The organism is Vibrio pacinii DSM 19139 (genome assembly GCF_000711795.1).
GTDB lineage: Bacteria > Pseudomonadota > Gammaproteobacteria > Enterobacterales > Vibrionaceae > Vibrio > Vibrio pacinii.
Genome location: NZ_JONH01000012.1, coordinates 208,168 through 228,901 on the forward strand (window position 1 = coordinate 208,168; position 20,734 = coordinate 228,901).

At 44.1% G+C, this 20,734-nt stretch carries 17 protein-coding genes; 11 read left to right on the plus strand and 6 right to left on the minus strand.

Annotated elements, in window-relative coordinates; all coding sequences use genetic code 11:
* Window positions 1-103 precede the first annotated feature (103 nt).
* A complete protein-coding gene (locus BS19_RS09090; protein ID WP_038174781.1) occupies window positions 104-937 on the minus strand; it encodes a CvfB family protein in 834 nt (277 codons plus the stop codon).
* A 91-nt stretch (window positions 938-1,028) separates the two neighbouring features.
* Between BS19_RS09090 and BS19_RS09095 the strand changes: the two genes are divergently transcribed.
* Window positions 1,029-2,420, plus strand: a complete 1,392-nt coding sequence (locus BS19_RS09095) for a hypothetical protein (RefSeq protein ID WP_038174782.1) — start codon at window positions 1,029-1,031, stop codon at window positions 2,418-2,420.
* Here the strand turns inward: BS19_RS09095 and BS19_RS09100 are convergent.
* Window positions 2,383-2,862 carry a PaaI family thioesterase gene (locus BS19_RS09100; protein ID WP_038174784.1) on the minus strand — a complete coding sequence of 160 codons (480 nt, stop codon included), beginning with the start codon at window positions 2,860-2,862 and terminating at the stop codon, window positions 2,383-2,385. The two genes, BS19_RS09095 and BS19_RS09100, sit on opposite strands and share 38 nt — an antisense overlap.
* Window positions 2,863-2,971: 109 nt before the next feature.
* On the minus strand, window positions 2,972-3,859 hold the full coding sequence (locus BS19_RS09105) for a putative PEP-binding protein (protein WP_038174785.1): 888 nt from the start codon (window positions 3,857-3,859) through the stop codon (window positions 2,972-2,974).
* Between the two features lie 213 nt (window positions 3,860-4,072).
* Between BS19_RS09105 and BS19_RS09110 the strand changes: the two genes are divergently transcribed.
* Both BS19_RS09110 and BS19_RS09115 read left to right on the plus strand, forming a co-directional pair.
* Complete coding sequence (locus tag BS19_RS09110) at window positions 4,073-5,125, plus strand: 3-deoxy-7-phosphoheptulonate synthase (RefSeq protein WP_038174786.1); 1,053 nt, start codon at window positions 4,073-4,075, stop codon at window positions 5,123-5,125.
* Between the two features lie 15 nt (window positions 5,126-5,140).
* A complete protein-coding gene (locus tag BS19_RS09115) occupies window positions 5,141-5,626 on the plus strand; it encodes a YajQ family cyclic di-GMP-binding protein (protein WP_038174787.1) in 486 nt (161 codons plus the stop codon).
* 56 nt (window positions 5,627-5,682) lie between these two features.
* Here the strand turns inward: BS19_RS09115 and BS19_RS09120 are convergent, their stop codons facing one another.
* Window positions 5,683-6,618 carry a siroheme synthase gene (locus BS19_RS09120; RefSeq protein WP_038174789.1) on the minus strand — a complete coding sequence of 312 codons (936 nt, stop codon included), beginning with the start codon at window positions 6,616-6,618 and terminating at the stop codon, window positions 5,683-5,685.
* A 462-nt stretch (window positions 6,619-7,080) separates the two neighbouring features.
* On the opposite strand from BS19_RS09120, the gene BS19_RS09125 reads away from it, so the two are divergent.
* From BS19_RS09125 to BS19_RS09150, 6 genes are all read left to right on the plus strand, one after another.
* Window positions 7,081-8,109: an amino acid ABC transporter substrate-binding protein gene (locus BS19_RS09125; RefSeq protein WP_038174790.1), complete on the plus strand. Its 1,029-nt coding sequence runs from the start codon at window positions 7,081-7,083 to the stop codon at window positions 8,107-8,109.
* Window positions 8,110-8,188: 79 nt separating this feature from the next.
* On the plus strand, window positions 8,189-9,391 hold the full coding sequence (locus BS19_RS09130; RefSeq protein ID WP_038174791.1) for an amino acid ABC transporter permease: 1,203 nt from the start codon (window positions 8,189-8,191) through the stop codon (window positions 9,389-9,391).
* Between the two features lies 1 nt (window position 9,392).
* A complete protein-coding gene (locus BS19_RS09135) occupies window positions 9,393-10,490 on the plus strand; it encodes an amino acid ABC transporter permease (RefSeq protein WP_038174792.1) in 1,098 nt (365 codons plus the stop codon).
* Window positions 10,491-10,558: 68 nt separating this feature from the next.
* Window positions 10,559-11,308, plus strand: a complete 750-nt coding sequence (locus BS19_RS09140; protein ID WP_038174793.1) for an amino acid ABC transporter ATP-binding protein — start codon at window positions 10,559-10,561, stop codon at window positions 11,306-11,308.
* A 189-nt stretch (window positions 11,309-11,497) separates the two neighbouring features.
* Window positions 11,498-12,160 (plus strand): Bax inhibitor-1/YccA family protein, encoded by a 663-nt coding sequence (locus tag BS19_RS09145; RefSeq protein WP_038174795.1) that lies wholly within the window; start codon window positions 11,498-11,500, stop codon window positions 12,158-12,160.
* A 128-nt stretch (window positions 12,161-12,288) separates the two neighbouring features.
* Entirely contained in the window at window positions 12,289-12,618 is a 330-nt protein-coding gene (locus BS19_RS09150; protein WP_038174796.1) for a TusE/DsrC/DsvC family sulfur relay protein, read from the plus strand.
* 11 nt (window positions 12,619-12,629) lie between these two features.
* Here BS19_RS09150 and yccX read toward each other — a convergent pair whose 3' ends face one another.
* A complete protein-coding gene (gene yccX / locus BS19_RS09155; RefSeq protein WP_038174798.1) occupies window positions 12,630-12,902 on the minus strand; it encodes an acylphosphatase in 273 nt (90 codons plus the stop codon).
* Window positions 12,903-12,997: 95 nt separating this feature from the next.
* On the opposite strand from yccX, the gene BS19_RS09160 reads away from it, so the two are divergent.
* Together BS19_RS09160 and BS19_RS09165 are read left to right on the plus strand one after the other, a co-directional pair.
* Window positions 12,998-14,401 (plus strand): methyl-accepting chemotaxis protein, encoded by a 1,404-nt coding sequence (locus tag BS19_RS09160; protein WP_038174799.1) that lies wholly within the window; start codon window positions 12,998-13,000, stop codon window positions 14,399-14,401.
* A 96-nt stretch (window positions 14,402-14,497) separates the two neighbouring features.
* Window positions 14,498-15,691 (plus strand): class I SAM-dependent methyltransferase, encoded by a 1,194-nt coding sequence (locus tag BS19_RS09165; protein WP_038174801.1) that lies wholly within the window; start codon window positions 14,498-14,500, stop codon window positions 15,689-15,691.
* A 105-nt stretch (window positions 15,692-15,796) separates the two neighbouring features.
* Here the strand turns inward: BS19_RS09165 and BS19_RS20695 are convergent.
* A partial coding sequence (locus BS19_RS20695) for an Ig-like domain-containing protein (protein ID WP_038174802.1) occupies window positions 15,797-20,734 on the minus strand: 4,938 nt, incomplete at its 5' end.

Consider the following 20,734-nt stretch of genomic DNA (forward strand, 5'->3'; position numbering starts at 1 on the left):
AGGCAAGAGTAATTAAATGATTAGCGCAGGCTCTCACTGAGCCCTTCCCCTAGGCCCAAAGCAGGATCAGCAATGGGCCTTTTTTTTCAGTCATTCATTTTAATTAGCTTAAACGAATGCCCTCTTTTTCAATTACAATTTTACCTTGCTTGTACAAACCGCCAATGGTTTTCTTAAACGTGCCCTTACTGGTACGAAAAGCAGCAAAAATTTCTTCAGGGCTCGACTTGTCATTGAGTGGTAAGAACCCACCTTTTTTCTCAAGTAAATCGAGAACTTTTTGGCTCAGATCATCCATCTTACTCACGCCAATCTTTTGCAAAGAGAGATCGATTTTGCCATCTTCGCGCACGCTCTTGATGTAACCCTTGAGTTTTTTACCAACAAATAGCTTACCAAATACGTCCGAGGTAAATATCATTCCCCAATGTTGCCCTTCGACAATAGCTTTGTAGCCAAGATCACTGCGCTCCGCGATAATCAAGTCAACTTGTTGATTTTTTTCATAGTTAGCCGGCGTTTTATCAAGCAGCTTATTAAACTTGGTGGTGCCTACAATGCGACCAGAGGCTTTGTCGGTGTAAACATAAACCAGCACGTTTTGACCTTCAGAAAAACGCGCACGCTGCTCACTGAACGGGATCAAAAGATCTTTCTCTTTAATTCCCCAGTCAGCAAAAGCGCCCGTCGCGTTGACTCCTTGGATTTTCATTAAACCCCACTCGCCTACTTGTGCGATCGGGGTTTCAGTTGTGGCGACTAACTGACTGTCAGAATCAAAGTATAAAAAAGCATCGACATAACCGCCCACTTGAGTACCTTCAGGTACATGACGATTAGGCAGTAGTACGGTGCCATAATCGCCCGCATCAAGAAATACGCCAAAATCGGCTTTTTTTACAACTTCTAAGTGGTTAATCTGACCAACTTTAATCATTTCAACTGTCTCTCATTAAATTTGCGGTGATTATAGCGAATCTCTGATATGCTTGCGCAAGATATTTGGTACTTTTTTCAGGAGCACTTTTTTGTTAACTGTTGATAAGCAGGACGGCATTACTCTTAAAATTTCACATGCAATGGATGCCACCAAAAAGTCAGATCTCGACCTGTACTTTTTTATTCCTGGCGAGCTGGGTTTAACACCAGACGTGCTGAAAGAGAGTGAGTTTTACTACGAATCTATTACACAGCAACGTGCTTACTACAGTGACAAAACTCTACTTCCTCTGGTGCACAGTCGCCTAGCCAAACGTGGTCGTCTCTCTTCAACCCAATACCGAGTCAGCTTAAGCCTATTCGCATATCAATATGTAATTGCGTTAGATAAAGCCGTCAACGAATTAAACAAACACAACAAAGAGTCGGTCACCATCGATGAGGTAGACGAAGTTATCTACCTGTCACTCGATATTCTTAAAAAACTTCGCCGAAGTATACCATACGAAGAGAGCCTCAAGCGTTACTATGCCAATATCGACAATTATCTGTCTTGGTATACTGGTCAGCGCCTCATGTCGCTGGTGGCACATATGCCGCGCGACAGTGAGTACAAGAGTTTAAAAGAGAGCTTGCTCGCTATTGTTGAAAAAGAGGCCGCTCACCGTAAGCTTAATAACTACAACTCAAAACATGTTCGCGATGATGTTACACGCCTAAGCAACAAGATGCGTTTGCTGCGTCGCTTAATTGAACACCCTGTCGTTTTGCAAGAGAAAACACAATCACTCGGCAACAACATGAAACGTGCGGTGAAAGGCAGTGCGACAGGCTTCGTGATGGTTTTTGTTACCATTACGGCAATTTTGGCTCGTGACTACTGGGGTGAAATCACCGTATCTTTTATTGTGTTAATGTCGTTCGTTTACGCCTTGCGTGAGATATTTAAAGACGATTTACGCGATGTCATGTGGCGTTGGATTCGTAAAGGTCGGCCCAAATGGCGTAAGATGTACTTAGATCCCACCACCAAAAAGGCCGTAGGACAGAAGCTTGAATGGCTCGACTACAAAATGTTCGACAAATTGCCTGATCGTATCAAGCAAATTCGGAAAAAGCGCGTCGTGCAGCGCGAAGAACAAGTATTGCACTACAGCTCGAAAACCGAGATGTCGACCTCCAAGTTTATGAGTGGTTATGAAGAAACGCGAGAGTCCATGTTGGTCAGTATGCGCGCGATAACCCGTTTAATGGATAAAAGCTCAAACAAGATCTATATCAATAATAATGGCCAAGTCAGCCGCGAATCAGTCGAAAAGCGCCACCTGGTCAACCTGATTGCACGCGAGAACAATTATGACGGCAACCCCAAATATTATCGCTGGAAGATCGTGCTAAACCGGAGCAAAATCGTTGCCGTCGAGGAGATTGAGGTCGAAGATGTTAATCACCCATTCTCTTCAGTGAAAGAGTCAACATAAATTCCGCCATCGGTTCATCGCCATGTAATGATGGGCAAGTAGCGGTTATTTTGACCGCTTGATTGACACGTTCGCCAGTCTTAAAAGTTTCGGCAAGCATTTCATCAATCAACGGTCCATCCTCACAAATAAAATGCACATCCGCTTCTGGCCGTTTTAAAAATTGCCCATCCACCGCTTTAAATGCCAAAGAGACTTTCTGACCGCACTGTTGCGCTTTATTCATCGCCATAAATCCGCCAGCAACATCCGCTCCAACTGCGAGTACACCAAAGTACATGCTATTGAGATGATTTTTAGTTCGGCGTTTGAGTGGAATTTTTACTTCAACTCGGTTTGAGTCTAGCTGTAACAATTTTGGCCTTGCTAACCAGATAAAAGGAACTTTGAAAAAACCAAACATGTTGAGGTAGAGATTTGCTTTAGTAAGTGGTGATAACATTGAACTTGTCCGACCAGTAAGATTCAATCTAGTTCATAACGAACAACGCCCAATGTCAACATATCATTAACATTGGGCGTGTAAAGAGTGATATGGTACCGAACAGGTGTTACACCGTCACAACAACATCTGCCTGACCGTGCTCGGCAAGATACTCTTGCAATTTCGGATAAGCGACTAGACCACTGCTGGTTACAATCACTGGTTTATGCGTGTTTAATGCTGACGTCACCGCTTGTTCAATCAATTGCAACACCGCTTCGCTTTGTGGATCAAACAAGTAATCAAGAGGCTCGCTGAGTCTGTCGATCCCCAACGTAAATTGGGTTAAGTTTTCAAGATTGATGACCAAACCATCGAAATAATGCAGCAATCGTTCCGACAACAGAGCCGCCGAAGGAACATCAATACGATAAAAAACCTTAAGACCGTTAAGACCACGTGGCAACCCTTGTTCAGCAAGCAAATCAATGATCTTCGCCGCATCAGATAAGCTACGCACAAAAGGCACAACGATATCGATAATGTGCCCCTGCTCTTGAAGCGCTTTAATCACTTGACACTCAAGAGCGAATTGCTGGCCTAACGCTTGAGTCGCATAACGAGAGACGCCACGAACACCTAATGCTGGATTCGCTTCTTGTGCTTCGCATTGCCCCCCTAACAGTGAGCGAAAACTGTCACTATCAGCGCAACTTAAACTAACGCGAATCGCCTGATGACTTGGCTGAATTGCGTGTTTGATTTTGTCACTTAAGGTTTGAACAAAATGAGACTCCGCCTCACGATCACCTAAAATTGCATTGATTGATGCTTGTTCCCTCTCATTCAGAGTAGAGTCACCTACGTGATGTAGGGGGTGGTAAAAAATATGCTCTAAGATCATCTCAGACAAAGAGACATATAGGTGACTATCACCACTTGGCTCTTCAGGGCTAGGAAGTGACTGACCCAAAGTGAGTGCTGGATGCAAACTGCTTGAACTGTTTAAACTCATTACTGCTCCGTGCAAAGGTTTTATTGTCTTCTATCCACTCAACATAACGCCCGACTTTAGGGAAAACAAGAGCAAAAAGCATTTTTAACCTACTAAAATGCATAAAATTTCACTTTTACACTCAAGCAAGAGCAAGAATCCAGATAAGTAGTTTATTCCTCGGTTGGTTTCCGTTATCTTTACCGCTTCGCAATAAAAAGAACAGGCTGTGGTATGCCACTGAAAACCGATGAATTAAGAACCCAACCTTTGGGGCCCATGCCAACTCCGGCAGAATTAGGTCAAGCTCATCCTATTACCGATGAAGTCGCTGAGCGTATCGCACAATCTCGTCGTCAAATTGAAAATATCCTAACCGGAGAAGATCAACGTCTTCTGGTGATTGTTGGGCCATGTTCAGTTCATGACACGGCCGCGGCCATCGACTACGCACAGCGTCTCGCCGCTGTCCAAGAGCAGTATAAAGATCAACTGTTCATCGTCATGCGAACTTACTTTGAAAAGCCGCGCACGGTTGTAGGCTGGAAAGGATTAATTACGGATCCGAATCTTGACGGATCTTACGCACTCGAAGCCGGATTGAATAAAGCACGTAAACTACTTTTAGACATCAACAAGTTAGGTCTAGCAACGGCGACTGAGTTTTTAGATATGATCACAGGTCAGTACATCGCTGACTTGATTACTTGGGGTGCTATTGGAGCGCGCACAACTGAGTCACAGATTCACCGTGAGATGGCTTCTGCTCTTTCGTGTCCTGTTGGCTTTAAAAACGGCACTAATGGCAATATCAAAATCGCAATTGATGCTATCCGCGCGTCTCAAGCTTCGCATTATTTCTACTCGCCAGATAAAAATGGCCGCATGACGGTATATCGCACCAGTGGCAACCCGTATGGTCATGTAATTTTACGTGGTGGCGAAAGCGGCCCTAACTTTGATGCTGCGTCTGTTGATGCTGCCTGCAAACAATTGGCTCAGTTTGGATTGCCGCAGCGTTTAGTCGTCGACTTCAGTCATGCTAACTGTCAGAAACAGCATCGTAAACAACTTGATGTGACAAAAGACATCTGCGAGCAAATTAAGTCAGGTAAGAATCAAGTCGCTGGTATTATGGCCGAAAGCTTTATTCTTGAGGGCAACCAACCTATGGATGATCTCGGCAACCTCACTTATGGCCTGTCTATCACCGATCCTTGCTTGGGTTGGGACGATACTGCCACTATGCTCGCAATGTTAGCGGATACTGTGAAATCACGCGGTTAATATAAGGATACTAAGATGCCATCATTTGATATCGTTTCAGAAATCGATACTGTTGAACTGCGCAACGCTGTAGACAATGCCTCGCGAGAGCTTACTACACGTTTTGACTTTAGAGGCGTAGAAGCGTCATTCGAGATGCAGAAAGACGAATCGGTCAGAATGAACGCTGAGGGTGATTTTCAACTCAAACAGATGCGCGACATTTTACGCGCAAACTTAGCCAAACGTGGTGTTGATGCCAACGCGATGGAAGCCAAACAAGAAGAGGCGTCAGGGAAAAACTGGCACCAAATTGTGGCTTTCAAGCAAGGTATCGAAACCAGTATGTCGAAAAAGATCGTTAAGCTAATCAAAGACAAAAAGATGAAAGTTCAAGCCTCTATTCAAGGCGAGAAAGTGCGAGTCACTGGTAAAAAACGTGATGACTTGCAAGCGGTGATGACAGTGATCCGCGAAGCTGAGCTCGGTCAACCTTTCCAATTTGAAAACTTCCGCGATTAAGCCCTACTGATCGCTTAAATAAAAAAGGCTGATTCTTCAGCCTTTTTTATTACTGGTTAGGCACTGCCTAGTGTCAATACGCTATCACTCGCTTGAATAAAGGTCACTCGGCTTGCGGTCGGAGCAATAAAAACCACCACTCTTAATTGCTCAGATTTAGCGCTCTCAAGGGACTCAGAAAGCTGAGCTTCACTCGTGTATTCGATACGCTCGGCATCACGACGCACTAAATCCACAAAACCAAACGGACATGAGTGGTCATACAGCACCACTTCTGCTTGCTGCATTAATCTTAATGCCTTGAGAGTCAGTAATTCGACATCAACGCCGTACTCTATCCAAGTCACGCTCCCCTTATCATCTACAACCATTTCTAGTGCTTGTTGATAAGCCGTCTCAAGTTCGCTATTGGCCTGAGCTCTATCGACGTCAACGAGCGCAAAAAAACGCTCCCAGAACTTTCTACGCTCATCTACAGAGGGGAGTTTTTGTTTAATGTCATTGCGTTTGGATGCGGCAAAATCCGCTTGAAGCCCGAGGTTCTGAGGCAAAATACTTTCTAACTTTTCACGTACATTGCGAATAAGTACTGGTGCGGCACCACCGCTAGAAATCGCGAGTTGGATGCGCCCACGATTTATAATAGAGGGGGTAATAAAGTCGCAGAACGGTTGATCATCAACAACATTAACCAATATCCGCTTGCGTTTGGCATCATGATGAACTTGATGATTTAAGCTCGGGTTATCCGTCGTCGCCCATACTTGCACATAATGAGGCTCGAGTAAGTCTGCCGAATAAAAGCCTTGTATCCACTGACAATGAGCATCGTTGATCAAACCCATTAAGTATGGCTCAACCTGAGGCGAGACAATCGTGACCGCCGCACCAGCTCGAATTAAGCTGTCAACTTTTCGGCAAGCGACTTCTCCGCCACCCACAACTAGGACGGGTTTATTCTTTAGATCTAGAAACAGTGGAAAATATTGCATTTCATTCCTTGAATTAAAAATAACGACTTTGCGCACGATACTACCAAAAATGGGGCATGACATTCATGTGATTTCGATCATAGCCATAATTAATCACCAAATTTCACATTATTTGCAGTCATATAAACCAGATCGTGACACCCATTCAACTTTCAAAATCTATAAGTATTGATAATTTTGTTACACCATCCTGTCGCACCAGAACTGTGAAGTGTTGCACTATTTACATTTAAGCAACATTTAGCCATTCTAGTGTCTGTCAGGAATTGTGAGTTCTCTCAAAAATCTTTTTAAATTATATATTTGAGAAATCACGAATCCTTTCCTACGCTTATAACTGGTTGATTTACTTAAGACTCGATAACGAGCAATAGCAACCTAATAATGAATGAAACACAACACTTTCAATCGTTGAATCAGGGGAAACCCTGAACAAACATGGATCATACAGGAAGGATACAAATGGCACATAAACTAACACTTCTTGCTTCAGTTGTAGCTGCATCTACTGCATTGATGTCTACAGGCGCTTCTGCAGCAGAGAGCACGCTGGATAAAGTAACTAAACAAGGATTCATTACTTGTGGTGTAAGTACTGGCTTGCCAGGTTTTTCTAACCCTAACTCAAAAGGTGAATGGGAAGGTATCGACGTAGAGTACTGTAAAGCACTAGCTTCAGCGGTTCTAGGCGATAAAACAAAAGTGAAATATGTTCCACTAACGGCGAAAGAACGCTTCACAGCACTTCAATCTGGTGAGATTGACGTTCTTTCTCGTAACACAACATGGACGCTACACCGCGATACAGCACTCGGTCTAAACTTCGTAGGCGTTAACTACTACGATGGTCAAGGCTTCATGGTCAAAAAAGAGCTTGGTCTGAAAAGTGCTAAAGAGCTAGATGGTGCATCTGTGTGTGTTCAATCTGGTACCACAACTGAACTTAACCTTGCTGATTACTTCCGCAACAGCGGCATGTCATACAAGCCAGTGGTATTTGATACGGCAGCTCAAACATCTAAAGGCTTCGATGCTGGACGTTGTGACGTGCTAACGACTGACCAATCAGGTCTGTACGCACTTCGCCTGAACCTAGAAAACCCATCATCAGCACAAGTATTACCAGAAATCATTTCCAAAGAACCTCTAGGCCCAGTAGTACGTCAAGGTGATGACCAGTGGTTCAATATTGCTAAGTGGACGCTTTCTGCAATGGTTAACGCCGAAGAGTACGGCATTACATCGCAAAACGCAGACCAAATGCTTAAATCAACCGATCCAAACATCAAACGTATTCTTGGTGTTGACGGTCCTAAAGGTAAAGGTCTAGGTATTCGTGATGATTGGGGCTACCAAGTTATCAAGCAAGTCGGTAACTATGGCGAAAGCTTTGAGCGCACAGTCGGTGAAGGATCTCCTCTACAGATCTCTCGTGGTGTAAACGCACTATGGAACGCTGGCGGCTTCATGTACGCTCCACCAATCCGTTAACGATAGGTTAGTTAAGTAACTACAAAAATGGGCGGTCTAGGCCGCCCTTTTTAAAAAATGGATTTGAGGTTATAGCTGTATGAAACCTACTAATGTTACGACGAAGCCGGAGAGCAGACCGGCTTCAAACGTTAACCTTTTTTACAATCCCACCTTTCGAGCGGTTGTCTTCCAAATAATTGCGATTGCAGCGCTTGTTTTTTTCTTTTACAACATTATCAACAATGCTCTTACCAACTTAGAGTCTCGCGGTATTGCTACTGGTTTCGATTTCCTCAATCAAGAAGCAGGGTTTGGGATTGGCCTAACACTGATTGAATACGACGAAACTTTCTCTTATGGCCGTACCTTTATTATCGGTCTACTAAATACTGCACTCGTATCATTTTTTGGCATCATCCTAGCGACCGTTATCGGTTTTATCGTTGGTATCGCGCGTTTGTCGTCTAACTGGTTGGTTAGTCGCTTTGCCGCCGTTTATATCGAAATATTCCGAAACGTCCCTTTGTTGCTGCAAATTTTCTTTTGGTACTTCGCCGTACTTCAAGCTCTGCCATCAACACGTCAAAGTATGAGTTTAGGTGAGGCCATCTTCCTCAACGTTCGAGGGCTGTACTTTCCTGCTCCTATTTTTGAACAGGGTTCGTCGTTTGTAGTTGGTGCATTTGTACTGGGCGTGATAGCGACAATTTTCATTGGTATCTGGGCTAAAAACAGACAAAAACTCACTGGCCAAATCACGCCGATGGGGCGTATTACACTTGGTTTGTGTGTTGGTTTGCCCGTTGTCATCTATTTTATCATGGGCGCTCCTATTACCGCCGAATACCCTGAGCTTAAGGGTTTCAACTTCCAAGGTGGTATTAGTATTATTCCTGAGCTTGCAGCCCTATTGCTTGCATTGAGTATCTATACTGCATCATTTATCGCAGAGATCGTACGTTCAGGCATTAATGCCGTTAGCCACGGTCAAACTGAAGCAGCAATGTCGCTAGGTTTACCACGCTCACGTACGTTGAAGCTGGTAGTGATCCCGCAAGCACTGCGTATTATCATCCCTCCTCTTACGAGCCAATACTTAAACCTTACTAAAAACTCATCACTCGCGATGGCGATTGGTTACCCAGATTTGGTTTCTGTATTTGCAGGGACAACGCTAAACCAAACCGGTCAGGCAATCGAGATCATTGCAATGACGATGGGCGTGTACCTAACACTCAGCCTACTCACATCCGCGCTGATGAACCTGTACAACCGTAAAGTGGCCTTGGTGGAGAGATAATATGAGTGTACATCAATTTCAACCCGACCTTCCGCCACCTGGTAACACCGTAGGTGCTGTCGGTTGGTTGCGTAAAAATCTATTTAATGGTCCGATTAACTCAATCATTACCATTATTCTTGCCTACTTCTCGTTTACTTTGCTTTGGAATATTTTTGACTGGGCATTATTGAAAGCGGATTGGGTCGGCACTACTCGTGATGCCTGCAGTCGCGAAGGCGCATGTTGGGTGTTTATTAGTGTGCGTTGGGAGCAGTTTATGTATGGCTTCTACCCACAAGAAGAACTGTGGCGCCCTCGCCTGTTCTATGCCACCTTAGCGATCTTCACCGTATTATTAGCGTATGAAAAAACGCCTAAACGTACGTGGATTTGGTTATTTTTCGTTAACATCTATCCGTTTATAATTGCTGCACTTTTGTATGGTGGTGTATTTGGTCTAGAAGTAGTCGAAACCCACAAATGGGGCGGCTTACTTGTTACGTTAATCATTGCGCTAGTCGGGATAGTGGTTTCATTGCCTATCGGTGTCGCATTGGCGTTAGGACGCCGCTCAGAAATGCCAATCATCCGCAGCATGTGTACCATCTACATTGAGGTTTGGCGTGGCGTACCATTGATTACCGTACTATTCATGGCCTCAGTAATGTTGCCTCTTTTCCTCGCTGAAGGTTCAGAGACAGACAAACTGATTCGCGCGTTAATCGGTGTGGTGATGTTTAGCTCGGCGTATATGGCTGAAGTAGTTCGTGGTGGTTTACAGGCAATTCCAAAAGGTCAATACGAAGCCGCGGATGCCCTTGGTCTGAGCTATTGGAAGAAAATGGGATTGATTATTCTGCCGCAAGCATTGAAGATCACTATTCCATCAATCGTCAACACCTTCATTGGTTTGTTCAAAGATACCAGCCTAGTGCTTATCATCGGCATGTTCGATGTACTGGGTATCGGTCAGGCTGCCAATACCGACCCAGAGTGGTTAGGTTTTGCAACAGAAAGTTATGTATTTGTCGCGTTAGTGTTCTGGGTATTTTGTTTCGGCATGTCGAGGTATTCGATTTGGCTAGAAAACAAACTCCATACCGGTCACAAACGATAATTCGTACCAATGCCGTCGGTCATCGACTTGATTGACGAAATTGGTAGCAAAAAATTCAAGGACGTATTATGACGCAACAACAAGATTACATGATCCAAATTAAGGATATGAACAAGTGGTACGGCGAGTTTCACGTACTAAAAAACATTAATTTAAACGTAAAGCAAGGCGAGAAAATCGTTATCTGTGGCCCTTCAGGCTCAGGTAAGTCAACGATGATCCGTTGTATTAACCGTTTGGAAGAGCACCAAAAAGGTCAGATTATTGTCTCTGGCAACGAGCTAACAGAAGATTTAAAAAATATCGAAGCCGTTCGCCGTGAGGTAGGAATGTGTTTCCAACATTTCAATCTGTTCCCTCACCTAACGGTACTCGAAAACTGTACCTTGGCGCCAATTTGGGTAAAGAAAATGCCTAAGGATGAAGCCGTAGCAGTGGCAATGAAATATTTAGAACGCGTTAAGATCCCAGAACAAGCCGACAAATATCCAGGTCAACTCTCTGGTGGTCAGCAGCAACGTGTCGCTATTGCTCGCTCTTTATGTATGAATCCACAAGTGATACTGTTTGACGAGCCAACCTCGGCACTTGATCCTGAGATGGTACGTGAAGTATTGGACGTTATGGTTGAGCTCGCAGAAGAAGGCATGACCATGCTTTGTGTAACTCACGAAATGGGATTTGCGAAAGAAGTGGCTGATCGGGTTATCTTCATGGATGCGGGTGAAATAATCGAAGAAAACAACCCGGTTGATTTCTTCGAAAATCCACAGTCAGATCGAACGCAAAACTTTTTGGCGCAGATTCTGCACCATTAATAGTACAGTTTGCTCAATGGGCGGCTTCGGTCGCCCTTTTTAGTTGTTATATTGTGTTACATCTTTCAAAATACATAAGCATCTATTTCTATTATTATTTTACTAACGACTAATCTCGTTGGGGCTTGATCTTTTGGTTAATCGGCCTCATATATGTTGGTATAAACATAAAACCTTACGAGGAAGATTATGAACAGTCCTATGTTTACCCGCACTTCAACACAAGAAAGTGCTCTGCAAACGAATAAAGTATTGCGTAATACCTACGCTCTACTGTCAATGACACTGCTTTGGTCTGCGGTTGTTGCTGGTGTTTCTATGGCGATGAACCTTCCTCGTCCTGGAATCATCATCATGCTCGTCGGTTTCTACGGCCTGTTATTTTTGACTGAAAAGAACCGCAACAACAGCATGGGTCTAGTATTCACATTCCTGTTTACTGGTTTCATGGGGTACACCATTGGCCCAATTCTTAATGCTTACATTGGCGCTGGGATGGGTGATGTTATCCTAATGGCACTTGGTGGAACCGCACTGTCGTTTATGGCGGCATCGGCTTACGCTCTAACAACTAAACGCGATCTTTCGATGATGGGTGGCTTGATGCTATCACTATTCGTTGTGCTTGTTGTTGGTATGATTGCGAGCTTCTTTATTCAGTCAACGATTCTTCATCTTGCACTGAGCAGCTTGTTTATTGTGTTCTCCACCATGGCTATTTTGATGACAACGCAGGGCATCATTCGCGGTGGTGAGTCAAACTACATCTCAGCGACCATCACGCTGTATGTATCAATTTACAATATCTTCATCAGCCTACTAAGCATTTTAGGCATTATGAACGACGACTAATCACTGTCGATTTCAGATGAATCAAAAGCCCGAAAACCTGATTTTCGGGCTTTTTGCTACTTGTCATATTGTTTCTTCAAGGTAAGCTGCGCTACCCTAACTGGTATCATTGGTTTTAGGACAAAAAGATGTTTGAGTACAACGGCAAGCAAATCGAAACTGACGCTCAGGGCTACCTACTTGACCATACACAATGGCAAGAAGGCATGATTGAGATATTAGCCGAGCAAGAAGGAATTGAACTCACCGACGCACACCTTGAGGTCGTGCATTTTGTACGTAAGTTTTACGAAGAGTTTAACACCTCTCCGGCAGTACGCATGCTCGTGAAAGCGATGGAAAAAGCGCACGGGCCCGAGAAAGGCAATAGCAAGTATCTGTTTAAACTTTTTAAGCAAGGGCCAGCCAAGCAAGCCACCAAACTTGCAGGTCTACCTAAACCAGCCAAGTGCTTGTAGCCTGCCTGTCGCTATAGAATTTTAAAACCCTTATAAGGTTTATAACAGATGGACTCCCGCACCACTGAGTCAACTCGTGAGGTGCGTGGTCCATCTTTTAGCCACACTGACAAGGCTTCGATTTTATCTGGGTTTCCTGACGCAACCACTTCGACATTACCGTTATTTAAATTCATCGCATAGCCGACTAAGCCAAGCTGCATGCCCTGATGCGCCGTGTGATAACGAAACCCTACTCCTTGAACATGTCCAGATACTGTGAACTTCTCACAACTTTGGTCCATAAGCATTACCTCAATTAATCCGTCAATGATATATTTATCAGGTTCTATTCTCACCCACAATGGATAGATGGGTCTCCATATCGGATATAATAATTATGAAAGAAATACCATTTCGTTGGATAGATAAATATCTTATTCATCTCAAAATTCAAGAAAAATTCTATTTACTGTTCTTATTGCCATTGATTGCTTTAGTTGTACTCACCTTAGTATTAGATAACACTGCTGATCATATGCTGCAGTTACTTTATCAAGAAGAGCTCGGTTTGATGCGCGATCTCATCGAAGCAGGTAACTTATCGCGAGATCAAGTTTCGGCGATTATTCATAATTCTGACTCAATCAGGTTTTCCTCTGAAGCTGGCGCTGTCAGCATTAACAATGGCGCGTTCAGTATTGCAGCAGTGCATGAGCAGAACTTGTGGGCATCAATGTCAACCACACATGGCGTCATCATTCTTGTTACATTGTCACTGATTGCGTTGGGCGTGTATTACATTATGACCTTTATCGGTGGTGCGATGTTTACGATGAACAAAGCATTAAATACCATTGCCAATGGTGATCTCACCAGTCGAATGAATTTCTTTAAAGTTCGCGATGAGTTCAGTGAAATTGCGATTACGATAGATAAAGTCGCTGAACGTGAACAAAACATGGTGATTTCGATTCAAGAATCCATTGCGCTTATGCAGCAAATTAGTTCAGACTTAAATCAATCGAATCAGCAAAGCGCCGAGGTATCTGGTACCCAGCAAGAACATTTGAATTCGTTGGCCAGCGCAACAGAGCAGATGGCATCGACCATTCGCGAAGTCGCAAACCTTGCTCACGACTCAAGCACCCAGACCGAAGATGCGCGAAGTGTCGCGAAACAAGGCCAAGCTAAAGTGGGCCACACTTTAAGTTCGATTTCTCAATTATCGCAAGAGATCCTGTCGGCCTCACAGGCTGTCACAGAACTGGATGCCAATGCGGCACAAATCGACGAGGTGGTCAGTACTATTCGTGGTATTTCTGAGCAAACCAATTTACTTGCACTCAATGCCGCGATTGAGGCAGCGCGCGCTGGAGAACAAGGCCGAGGCTTTGCCGTTGTTGCAGACGAGGTTCGAGCACTAGCAGGTCGCACTCAGCAAGCCACTGTAGAAATTCAGTCGATGATAGAAGCATTGCAGCGCAACAGCCAGTCTTTGACGAAGCTAATGGAAACAACGGTTGCTAACGCCGCTGACGGCCAACAGCTTATGTCTGAAGTCGATATCGAGATTGGCTCTTTGGCCGAGAAAAACCAATCAATATCTGACAGCAGCATGCAAATTGCTACTGCGGCTGAAGAGCAAGGTGTCGTTGCCGATAACATCGCCGCCAGTGTTGAAGAGATTCGAGTCCAAGCAGACAATGTCCACAATATGATCAACGCAACCAACTCGAACATCACTCAACTTCGTAGCCAGAGTGACCAAATGGAAACCTTACTCACTGGGCTAAAAGCTTAAACTAGCGAGCCGCTACTCAGCGGCTCTTTTATTTGCTTTTCCAAGACACATCTTACAAAATACCCCTCCTTTCAAAACAGACAATTGAGCAGTGCAATGACTCCAGCTATCTATCTCGTCAAAGGCCGTGATAAATCTCTTCGCCGCAAACACCCTTGGGTATTTTCTCGTGGTGTTCACAAGGTGGAAGGTGAGCCAAAACTCGGTGAGACCGTTGATGTCTTTACCCATGACGGAAAATGGTTAGCAAAAGCGGCTTACTCACCAAACTCGCAAATTCGCGCTCGTGTATGGAGCTTTAAAAAAGAGTCGATAGACACCGCATTCTTTGTTAAACGTATTCAGAATGCTCAACTGCTGCGCGAAGACATTATTCAACGCGACGGTTTAACTGGCTACCGACTTATTGCCGCAGAGTCTGACGGTTTGCCTGGCATCACCATTGATAAGTATCAAGATTATCTAGTGTGTCAGCTACTAAGTGCGGGCGCGGAGTTCAATAAACAGTCATTAATTGACGCATTAGTACAAGTGTTTCCTCAATGCAGTGTATATGAACGCTCTGATGTGGCTGTGCGCAAGAAAGAAGGACTTCAAGAGACGACAGGGGTTCTACATGGTCAGGAGCCTCCTAAATCAGTCGTTATTGAAGAGAACGGCGTCCAAATTAGTGTTGATATTATCGGTGGTCACAAGACAGGTTTCTATCTCGATCAGCGCGACAGTCGTCAACAATCAATGAAGTACGTACAAGATAAAGAAGTGCTGAACTGTTTCTCTTACACCGGAGGCTTTGGGTTATACGCTCTAAAAGGCGGGGCAAAGCGCGTGATCAATGCCGATGTTTCTCAGCCAGCACTTGATACCGCTAAATACAATGCTGAACTCAATGAATTTGATATCTCAAAAAAGCGTGCCGTGTTCTTAAATGCCGACGTATTCAAGTTGCTACGTGAATATCGCGATCAAGGCACTCAGTTTGATGTGGTTATCATGGACCCACCTAAGTTCGTTTCAAGTAAGAACAACTTAACGTCAGGCGCTAATGGTTATAAAGATATCAACATGTTAGCGATGCAGATCTTGAAACCTGGCGGCACCCTACTGACCTACTCTTGCTCTGGCCTGATGAGTGGCGACTTATTTCAAAAAGTGATTGCTGACGCTGCCTTAGATTCAGGACGCGAGGTGAAGTTTATCGAACGCTTCGAACAAGCCGCCGACCACCCTACCGACAGTGCATATCCAGAGGGTTTCTACCTTAAAGGGTTTGCTTGTAAGGTGTTGTAAGTACAAGTGACCAACAACGAATATAGAAAAACCACCTTATCAGGTGGTTTTTTATAGGCGTAATAAATCAGCCGGAGTTCAGAAATGACTCCGACTGTCGTTATTTTAGTACTTTAAATGTTCTAAGCTATCTACCAAACTATTAGTGATATCTGTAGCGGAAGCACCATTGAAATCGATGGTTAACGTATCAGCACCCTTTTCAATCGTCATGGTTGATGTGCCACTTGCTTCTGTGACCGAAATTTTAACACTATCTGTCTCACCAATATGATCAGAACCAGTCACAAGCTCATCCAATAACTCAGTAATGTCCTCTTTTGATACATCGTTAAACAAATCGGCCAAATCAAGTTTATCGTTTTCGGTTGCATCAAAGTCGGTAACGCGATCATGCTCTGTCGCCATATCTACCCATTTGAAGATGTCGGCGCCATCATCACCAACTAAGATATCATCGCCCAATCCACCAATGATAGTATCGTTACCCGATCCACCACGGACAGCATCATTTCCTTCACCACCATCTAAGATGTCGTTGCCTGTACCACCGAAGATAATATCTGAACCACCTTCACCGTAAATTTGATCGTTCCCACCACCGCCGTGGGCGATATCTAACCAAGCGTCAGAACTGCCACTTACCGTTAGTGCTCCATCTTCCGTGGTTGTAGTCAGCTGCTCGACTGTCTTGTTGATGAACCCATTAATAGCACTAGTTTGAGCTGTATCATTCAAATCCTGGCCTGGAGAATGACTTTCACCAAGGTAAATTGTATCGGAGCCTCTACCCATAAGGACATCATCACCAGCAATACCTGTATCGATCATTGCACCTACTGATTCATCGTAGTTAATCAGCGAATGACCTGCACCTTCGTATATTGTTGCCGCCGAATATGCCCACTGGTAGTCTGGATGTCCTTCACGTATAGCAACATGGTCAACACCACCTCCTGCGCCAGAGGATTGTAAAACAGTCGATGCATCAATAGTAACAGTCCCTGCAGTTGGGCTCACTTGGTTGTCAGAATCCACTGCCCAGTATTTGAAATCGTCATTGACTTCAACTTCACCGGAAACCACCATATTCACACCAGCAATATTGAAACCAGCGCCTTGACCACCATTATTAGTATTAACTACAACCAGCCTAACCTCATCAAAAGTCACAGAAGATGAAACAGTTGCTGTTCCCGAGTGGTCAGGATTTGGATGCGGAACAGTTATGTCTAAGTCGAATGGAGTACCTACGCTTTGACCGTTGTCGAATAAGTACGCGACTACCTTGGCATGTGAATTCGTCCCAAGTAACCCCTGCAAGCTAACAAGATGGAGTGTTGCTTCTGAAATATTACCTTTATCAGAAGCAATCGAAATAAACTCGCCAAAACTCGTTTCCTCTCCCAAGCCTTCATTGTGGTCGGTACTTACAAAAACGCCTTCTTGCTTATTGGTTGGATCATACTCTATCGTAGCGTTACCTTTTTCAAATTCACCACCGTCAAAAGTACCACCACTTATAAATATACCATTGAGGCTTAGCTCACTAACCCCGCTAGTTCCTGCTAGCTCAGAGTTTGATATTGCACGTGTAACCTGAGCATCTTGGTCTACAACGTAGTAAACTTCTGTATCATCTCTGAACTCTACATCGCTTGTATCTAACATCTCTTGGGTTATCTTAACGAAGCTGCCGCTTTCTGCATCTTTGTAATAAAGATCGCCATTGGTTGGCAGGCTTTCAAGTCTGACGCTCGTGACTTTATTATCGTCTGCAAACACATCGTCTTGTACATCAGTGGCATTTGGCGCGAAGTTCACTTTAACAACACTGTGATCAGAATCTAAGTCAAAGTCTTTAGCTATTGGTAAGTCATCATTATTGCCACCATCGCTTGTATCCGTAACACTAATTACCGTTTCCGCTGCTGCTGAAACCTGACCTTTATCATCAGTTACTGTTACTTCAATAACGCGATCTGTGTTGTCTGGGTCATCACTAGTATTGCTGAATGTAATGGCTTTGAGTGCCGCTTCAAACTCATCTGCTGCTAATGAACCGCCGTTTAGCGCAGTAATGACGAGTAAGCCGGTGATAGGGTCATTAGTGACCGAGAACTTACTTCTATCTACTGCCGAGTCATCAAACTGGTCTCCAGTTTTACCATTGGTGAGTTTGATTGACATTGAAGAGATAAGATTGTTGTCATCAAAGATATCCGCATCGACATCAGCAATAGCAGCACCACCTTGACCTTCAACATAATTGGTAGAGTAGTCAATTCCATCGTCCACTGGATGTATTGAGATTACAAGATCGTTATAGTCTTTATCACCATTATTAACTGGTAGGTCTTCAATCTTAATTTCAGACTTATCATCAGAAATCTGGAATTGTGATTTATGTGCATCAACATGGCTAAAGTAGGCAGTTTGATCACTTTCACTATCATTGATAAATAGCTTACCGTCTGCATCAACCGTCAACACATCATTTGGTTCAACGGCGTTAGCTCCGTCGGACAATAGGAAAAACTCTACATTATCTAGAGAGTTAAGTAGCGCTAGTGCTTGCTTATCTACAACACTGTTGGTATTGCCAATAAGAACATTAAGCTCAGCTGTCCCTGTGTTGCTGTCCCAGATATAGTAGCCGAACACGTTGCTATGACTAGCACTTTCCGAAACCATATCGATCTGGTACTGCGTACCATTTAGGTCAACTTCTGGTCGATCGTCATTCAAGATATCCCCAGATGCCGCGACACCGCCGACCTCAATGTTGTAGTTTTCTGTAGGCTCGACCTCACCATCTAGTACAGTTGGGATAACAATGTCGAAAGAGTCTACATTCGGCGGTACAAACAATTCGCCTGTGTAGGCATTGTAAGTAACACCATTGGTAAAGGTAGCATTGCTTAAATCTACATCTTGATTGTCTGCATGGCCTACTTGGTTAGGTTTTACACCAAACTTAACCGCTAACAATTGAGAAAGCGCAGAGCTTTCAGATATGTTCACTGTAAAGCTCAGTGATTCACCCTCGTTAACTTTGGTAGCGTTAACATCGATAGAGACAACATTTACCGTTGGAACGTCTGGATTGACGATGATCGTAATATTTGCCGTATCAGAGCCGCCATTACCATCTGAAATAGTATATTCAAACGACGTTTTTCCGCTGAAGTTATCATCAAAATCAAAGACAACATAATCACCATCGATAAAGGCTTTTTGGTCACCAAAACCAGTAATTGTGATCTCGTCACCATCTAAGTCGATATCATTAGAAAGAATCTCTGAGATCGGAATACGAATTTCACCTTCGCTTTGATTAACAGCGTAAGCACCCGTGCCGGTCGCTTCAAAACCGACCAGGAAGTAGTCTGATGAGTCAGTCTGCTTAGCTTCGCCATCAACAAAATCAGTCGCTTCAAAGACCACAGTATCAAACGCAACATCACCTAGGTCGATTTTAAATGAGCCTTCATGCCCGGAATCAAGGCTAAAGACACCGCTTTGAACTGGCTTACCATCAAGGTAGGCAGTCCACATACCTTGCTCACCCGCTGCACCTTCACCTGAAACAAGATGAGATACGGCAAATGAAAAGCTTGACGCTGGTTTAGGAAGATTGATAGCAATCTTCTCAGACTCGCCAGTTTCACGGTTGTACTGGAGCTGAGCAGCTGGACCACCGTTAACGTCACCCTCAACACCTAACTCGTACCCGTTAGTAAAGGTAAGTTGATGATCAGATTTATCACTGACATTTTCGCCAAGTTTACCAACATCAGCCTTGATGTCGACTTGATCAAATTCCCAACTATTTCCAGCTACGAACGTGCCAAGTTTAACAGTAAAGGTTTGTGGATCATCACTGGCAACTGGAGCATCGTTAACTGGAGTGACATTAAGCGTCACTGTAGCATCGTCATAACCTCCATTACTGTCAGTAACTGCGTATTTAAACGTAGCTTCGCCGTTATAATCTTTGTCTGGAGTGAATGTTATTACGCCATTTTCGTAGTCAACTTCTATCTTACCGTTGGTAGGTGAAATAATTGAATCACGAACAATCAACAAATCGTCTCCATCGATATCTGTGTCATTCGCTAACAATTCAGCAAACGTGATTTCAATTGCGATTTCTTCTTCAGTAGTAAGAACCGGTTTATTGATGCCTGTGACAGTAATATTGTCTAAAAGAGCCCCGTAACTATCAGAATTACCCGCACCAGCAAAGCTCAAATCAGCACTGTCGTTTTGCACATCAAACTCAGCGGTAACGTTATACCAACCATTGGAGTCTGGGCCGTTGATACTAACCTTAGAAGTATCCCCTCCCGAAACAGTCCCATCAGCATGAACAGTGATTATTTCGCCACTAAAAGAAAACTTCATATCGGATGATGAATCACCATCACGGCGAGGGTTGTAATCGAATTCAACTCGAATACTGTCTTGACCAGCGGTATTTATGGTAGTGGTAATCGCTGTGTTTTGATGTGCATCAAGCTCTGCGATGTAATTGCCATCGGTAGCTTTTGCAATTAAGCCATCACGTTGGATTTCTAGGCCGTTAGTTGCATCCCAATCGCCTACCTGATCACCGTTGACAACGGTCCAGCGACCAGTATTGGTCATATGTTCAAATGACTCTCTAAACAGAAGTGTTTCACTACCTATCGTGTAAGTATCATCGAGAGCAATTGGACCATCGTTGGTGCCCGTGACGGTGATTGTCGCGGTCGAGGTAATTGGTTCGCCACTCTCATCACTCATCGTGTACGTCACCACCACTTGCTCTGTCACCCCGTCTGCCAGGTGATCAAAGTCCGCACCTGTCGCTTCGAACACTAGTTTGTTGTCGACGATGGTGACCAAGCCTTTCTCCGACGCCACTTTATCCAATGTAAACTGAGCATCGTCATCCAAGTCCGTGTCGTTCGCCAACACATCCACCGTTACGCTGCTGTTTTCATTCACTGCGCCAGTGTCCACTTTAGCGACTGGAAGGTCGTTGGTGCCCGTGACGGT

Bases quoted from the DNA above. Each gene is read 5' to 3' on its own strand.
- BS19_RS09120 (WP_038174789.1), bottom strand. From the start codon at position 6,618: ATGCAATATTTTCCACTGTTTCTAGATCTAAAGAATAAACCCGTCCTA.
- BS19_RS09145 (WP_038174795.1), top strand. From the start codon at position 11,498: ATGAACAGTCCTATGTTTACCCGCACTTCAACACAAGAAAGTGCTCTG.
- BS19_RS09105 (WP_038174785.1), bottom strand. From the start codon at position 3,859: ATGAGTTTAAACAGTTCAAGCAGTTTGCATCCAGCACTCACTTTGGGT.
- BS19_RS09115 (WP_038174787.1), top strand. From the start codon at position 5,141: ATGCCATCATTTGATATCGTTTCAGAAATCGATACTGTTGAACTGCGC.
- yccX (WP_038174798.1), bottom strand. From the start codon at position 12,902: ATGGACCAAAGTTGTGAGAAGTTCACAGTATCTGGACATGTTCAAGGA.
- BS19_RS09165 (WP_038174801.1), top strand. From the start codon at position 14,498: ATGACTCCAGCTATCTATCTCGTCAAAGGCCGTGATAAATCTCTTCGC.
- BS19_RS09100 (WP_038174784.1), bottom strand. From the start codon at position 2,862: ATGTTATCACCACTTACTAAAGCAAATCTCTACCTCAACATGTTTGGT.
- BS19_RS09150 (WP_038174796.1), top strand. From the start codon at position 12,289: ATGTTTGAGTACAACGGCAAGCAAATCGAAACTGACGCTCAGGGCTAC.
- BS19_RS09090 (WP_038174781.1), bottom strand. From the start codon at position 937: ATGATTAAAGTTGGTCAGATTAACCACTTAGAAGTTGTAAAAAAAGCC.
- BS19_RS09130 (WP_038174791.1), top strand. From the start codon at position 8,189: ATGAAACCTACTAATGTTACGACGAAGCCGGAGAGCAGACCGGCTTCA.
- BS19_RS09140 (WP_038174793.1), top strand. From the start codon at position 10,559: ATGACGCAACAACAAGATTACATGATCCAAATTAAGGATATGAACAAG.
- BS19_RS09160 (WP_038174799.1), top strand. From the start codon at position 12,998: ATGAAAGAAATACCATTTCGTTGGATAGATAAATATCTTATTCATCTC.
- BS19_RS09110 (WP_038174786.1), top strand. From the start codon at position 4,073: ATGCCACTGAAAACCGATGAATTAAGAACCCAACCTTTGGGGCCCATG.
- BS19_RS09135 (WP_038174792.1), top strand. From the start codon at position 9,393: ATGAGTGTACATCAATTTCAACCCGACCTTCCGCCACCTGGTAACACC.
- BS19_RS09125 (WP_038174790.1), top strand. From the start codon at position 7,081: ATGGCACATAAACTAACACTTCTTGCTTCAGTTGTAGCTGCATCTACT.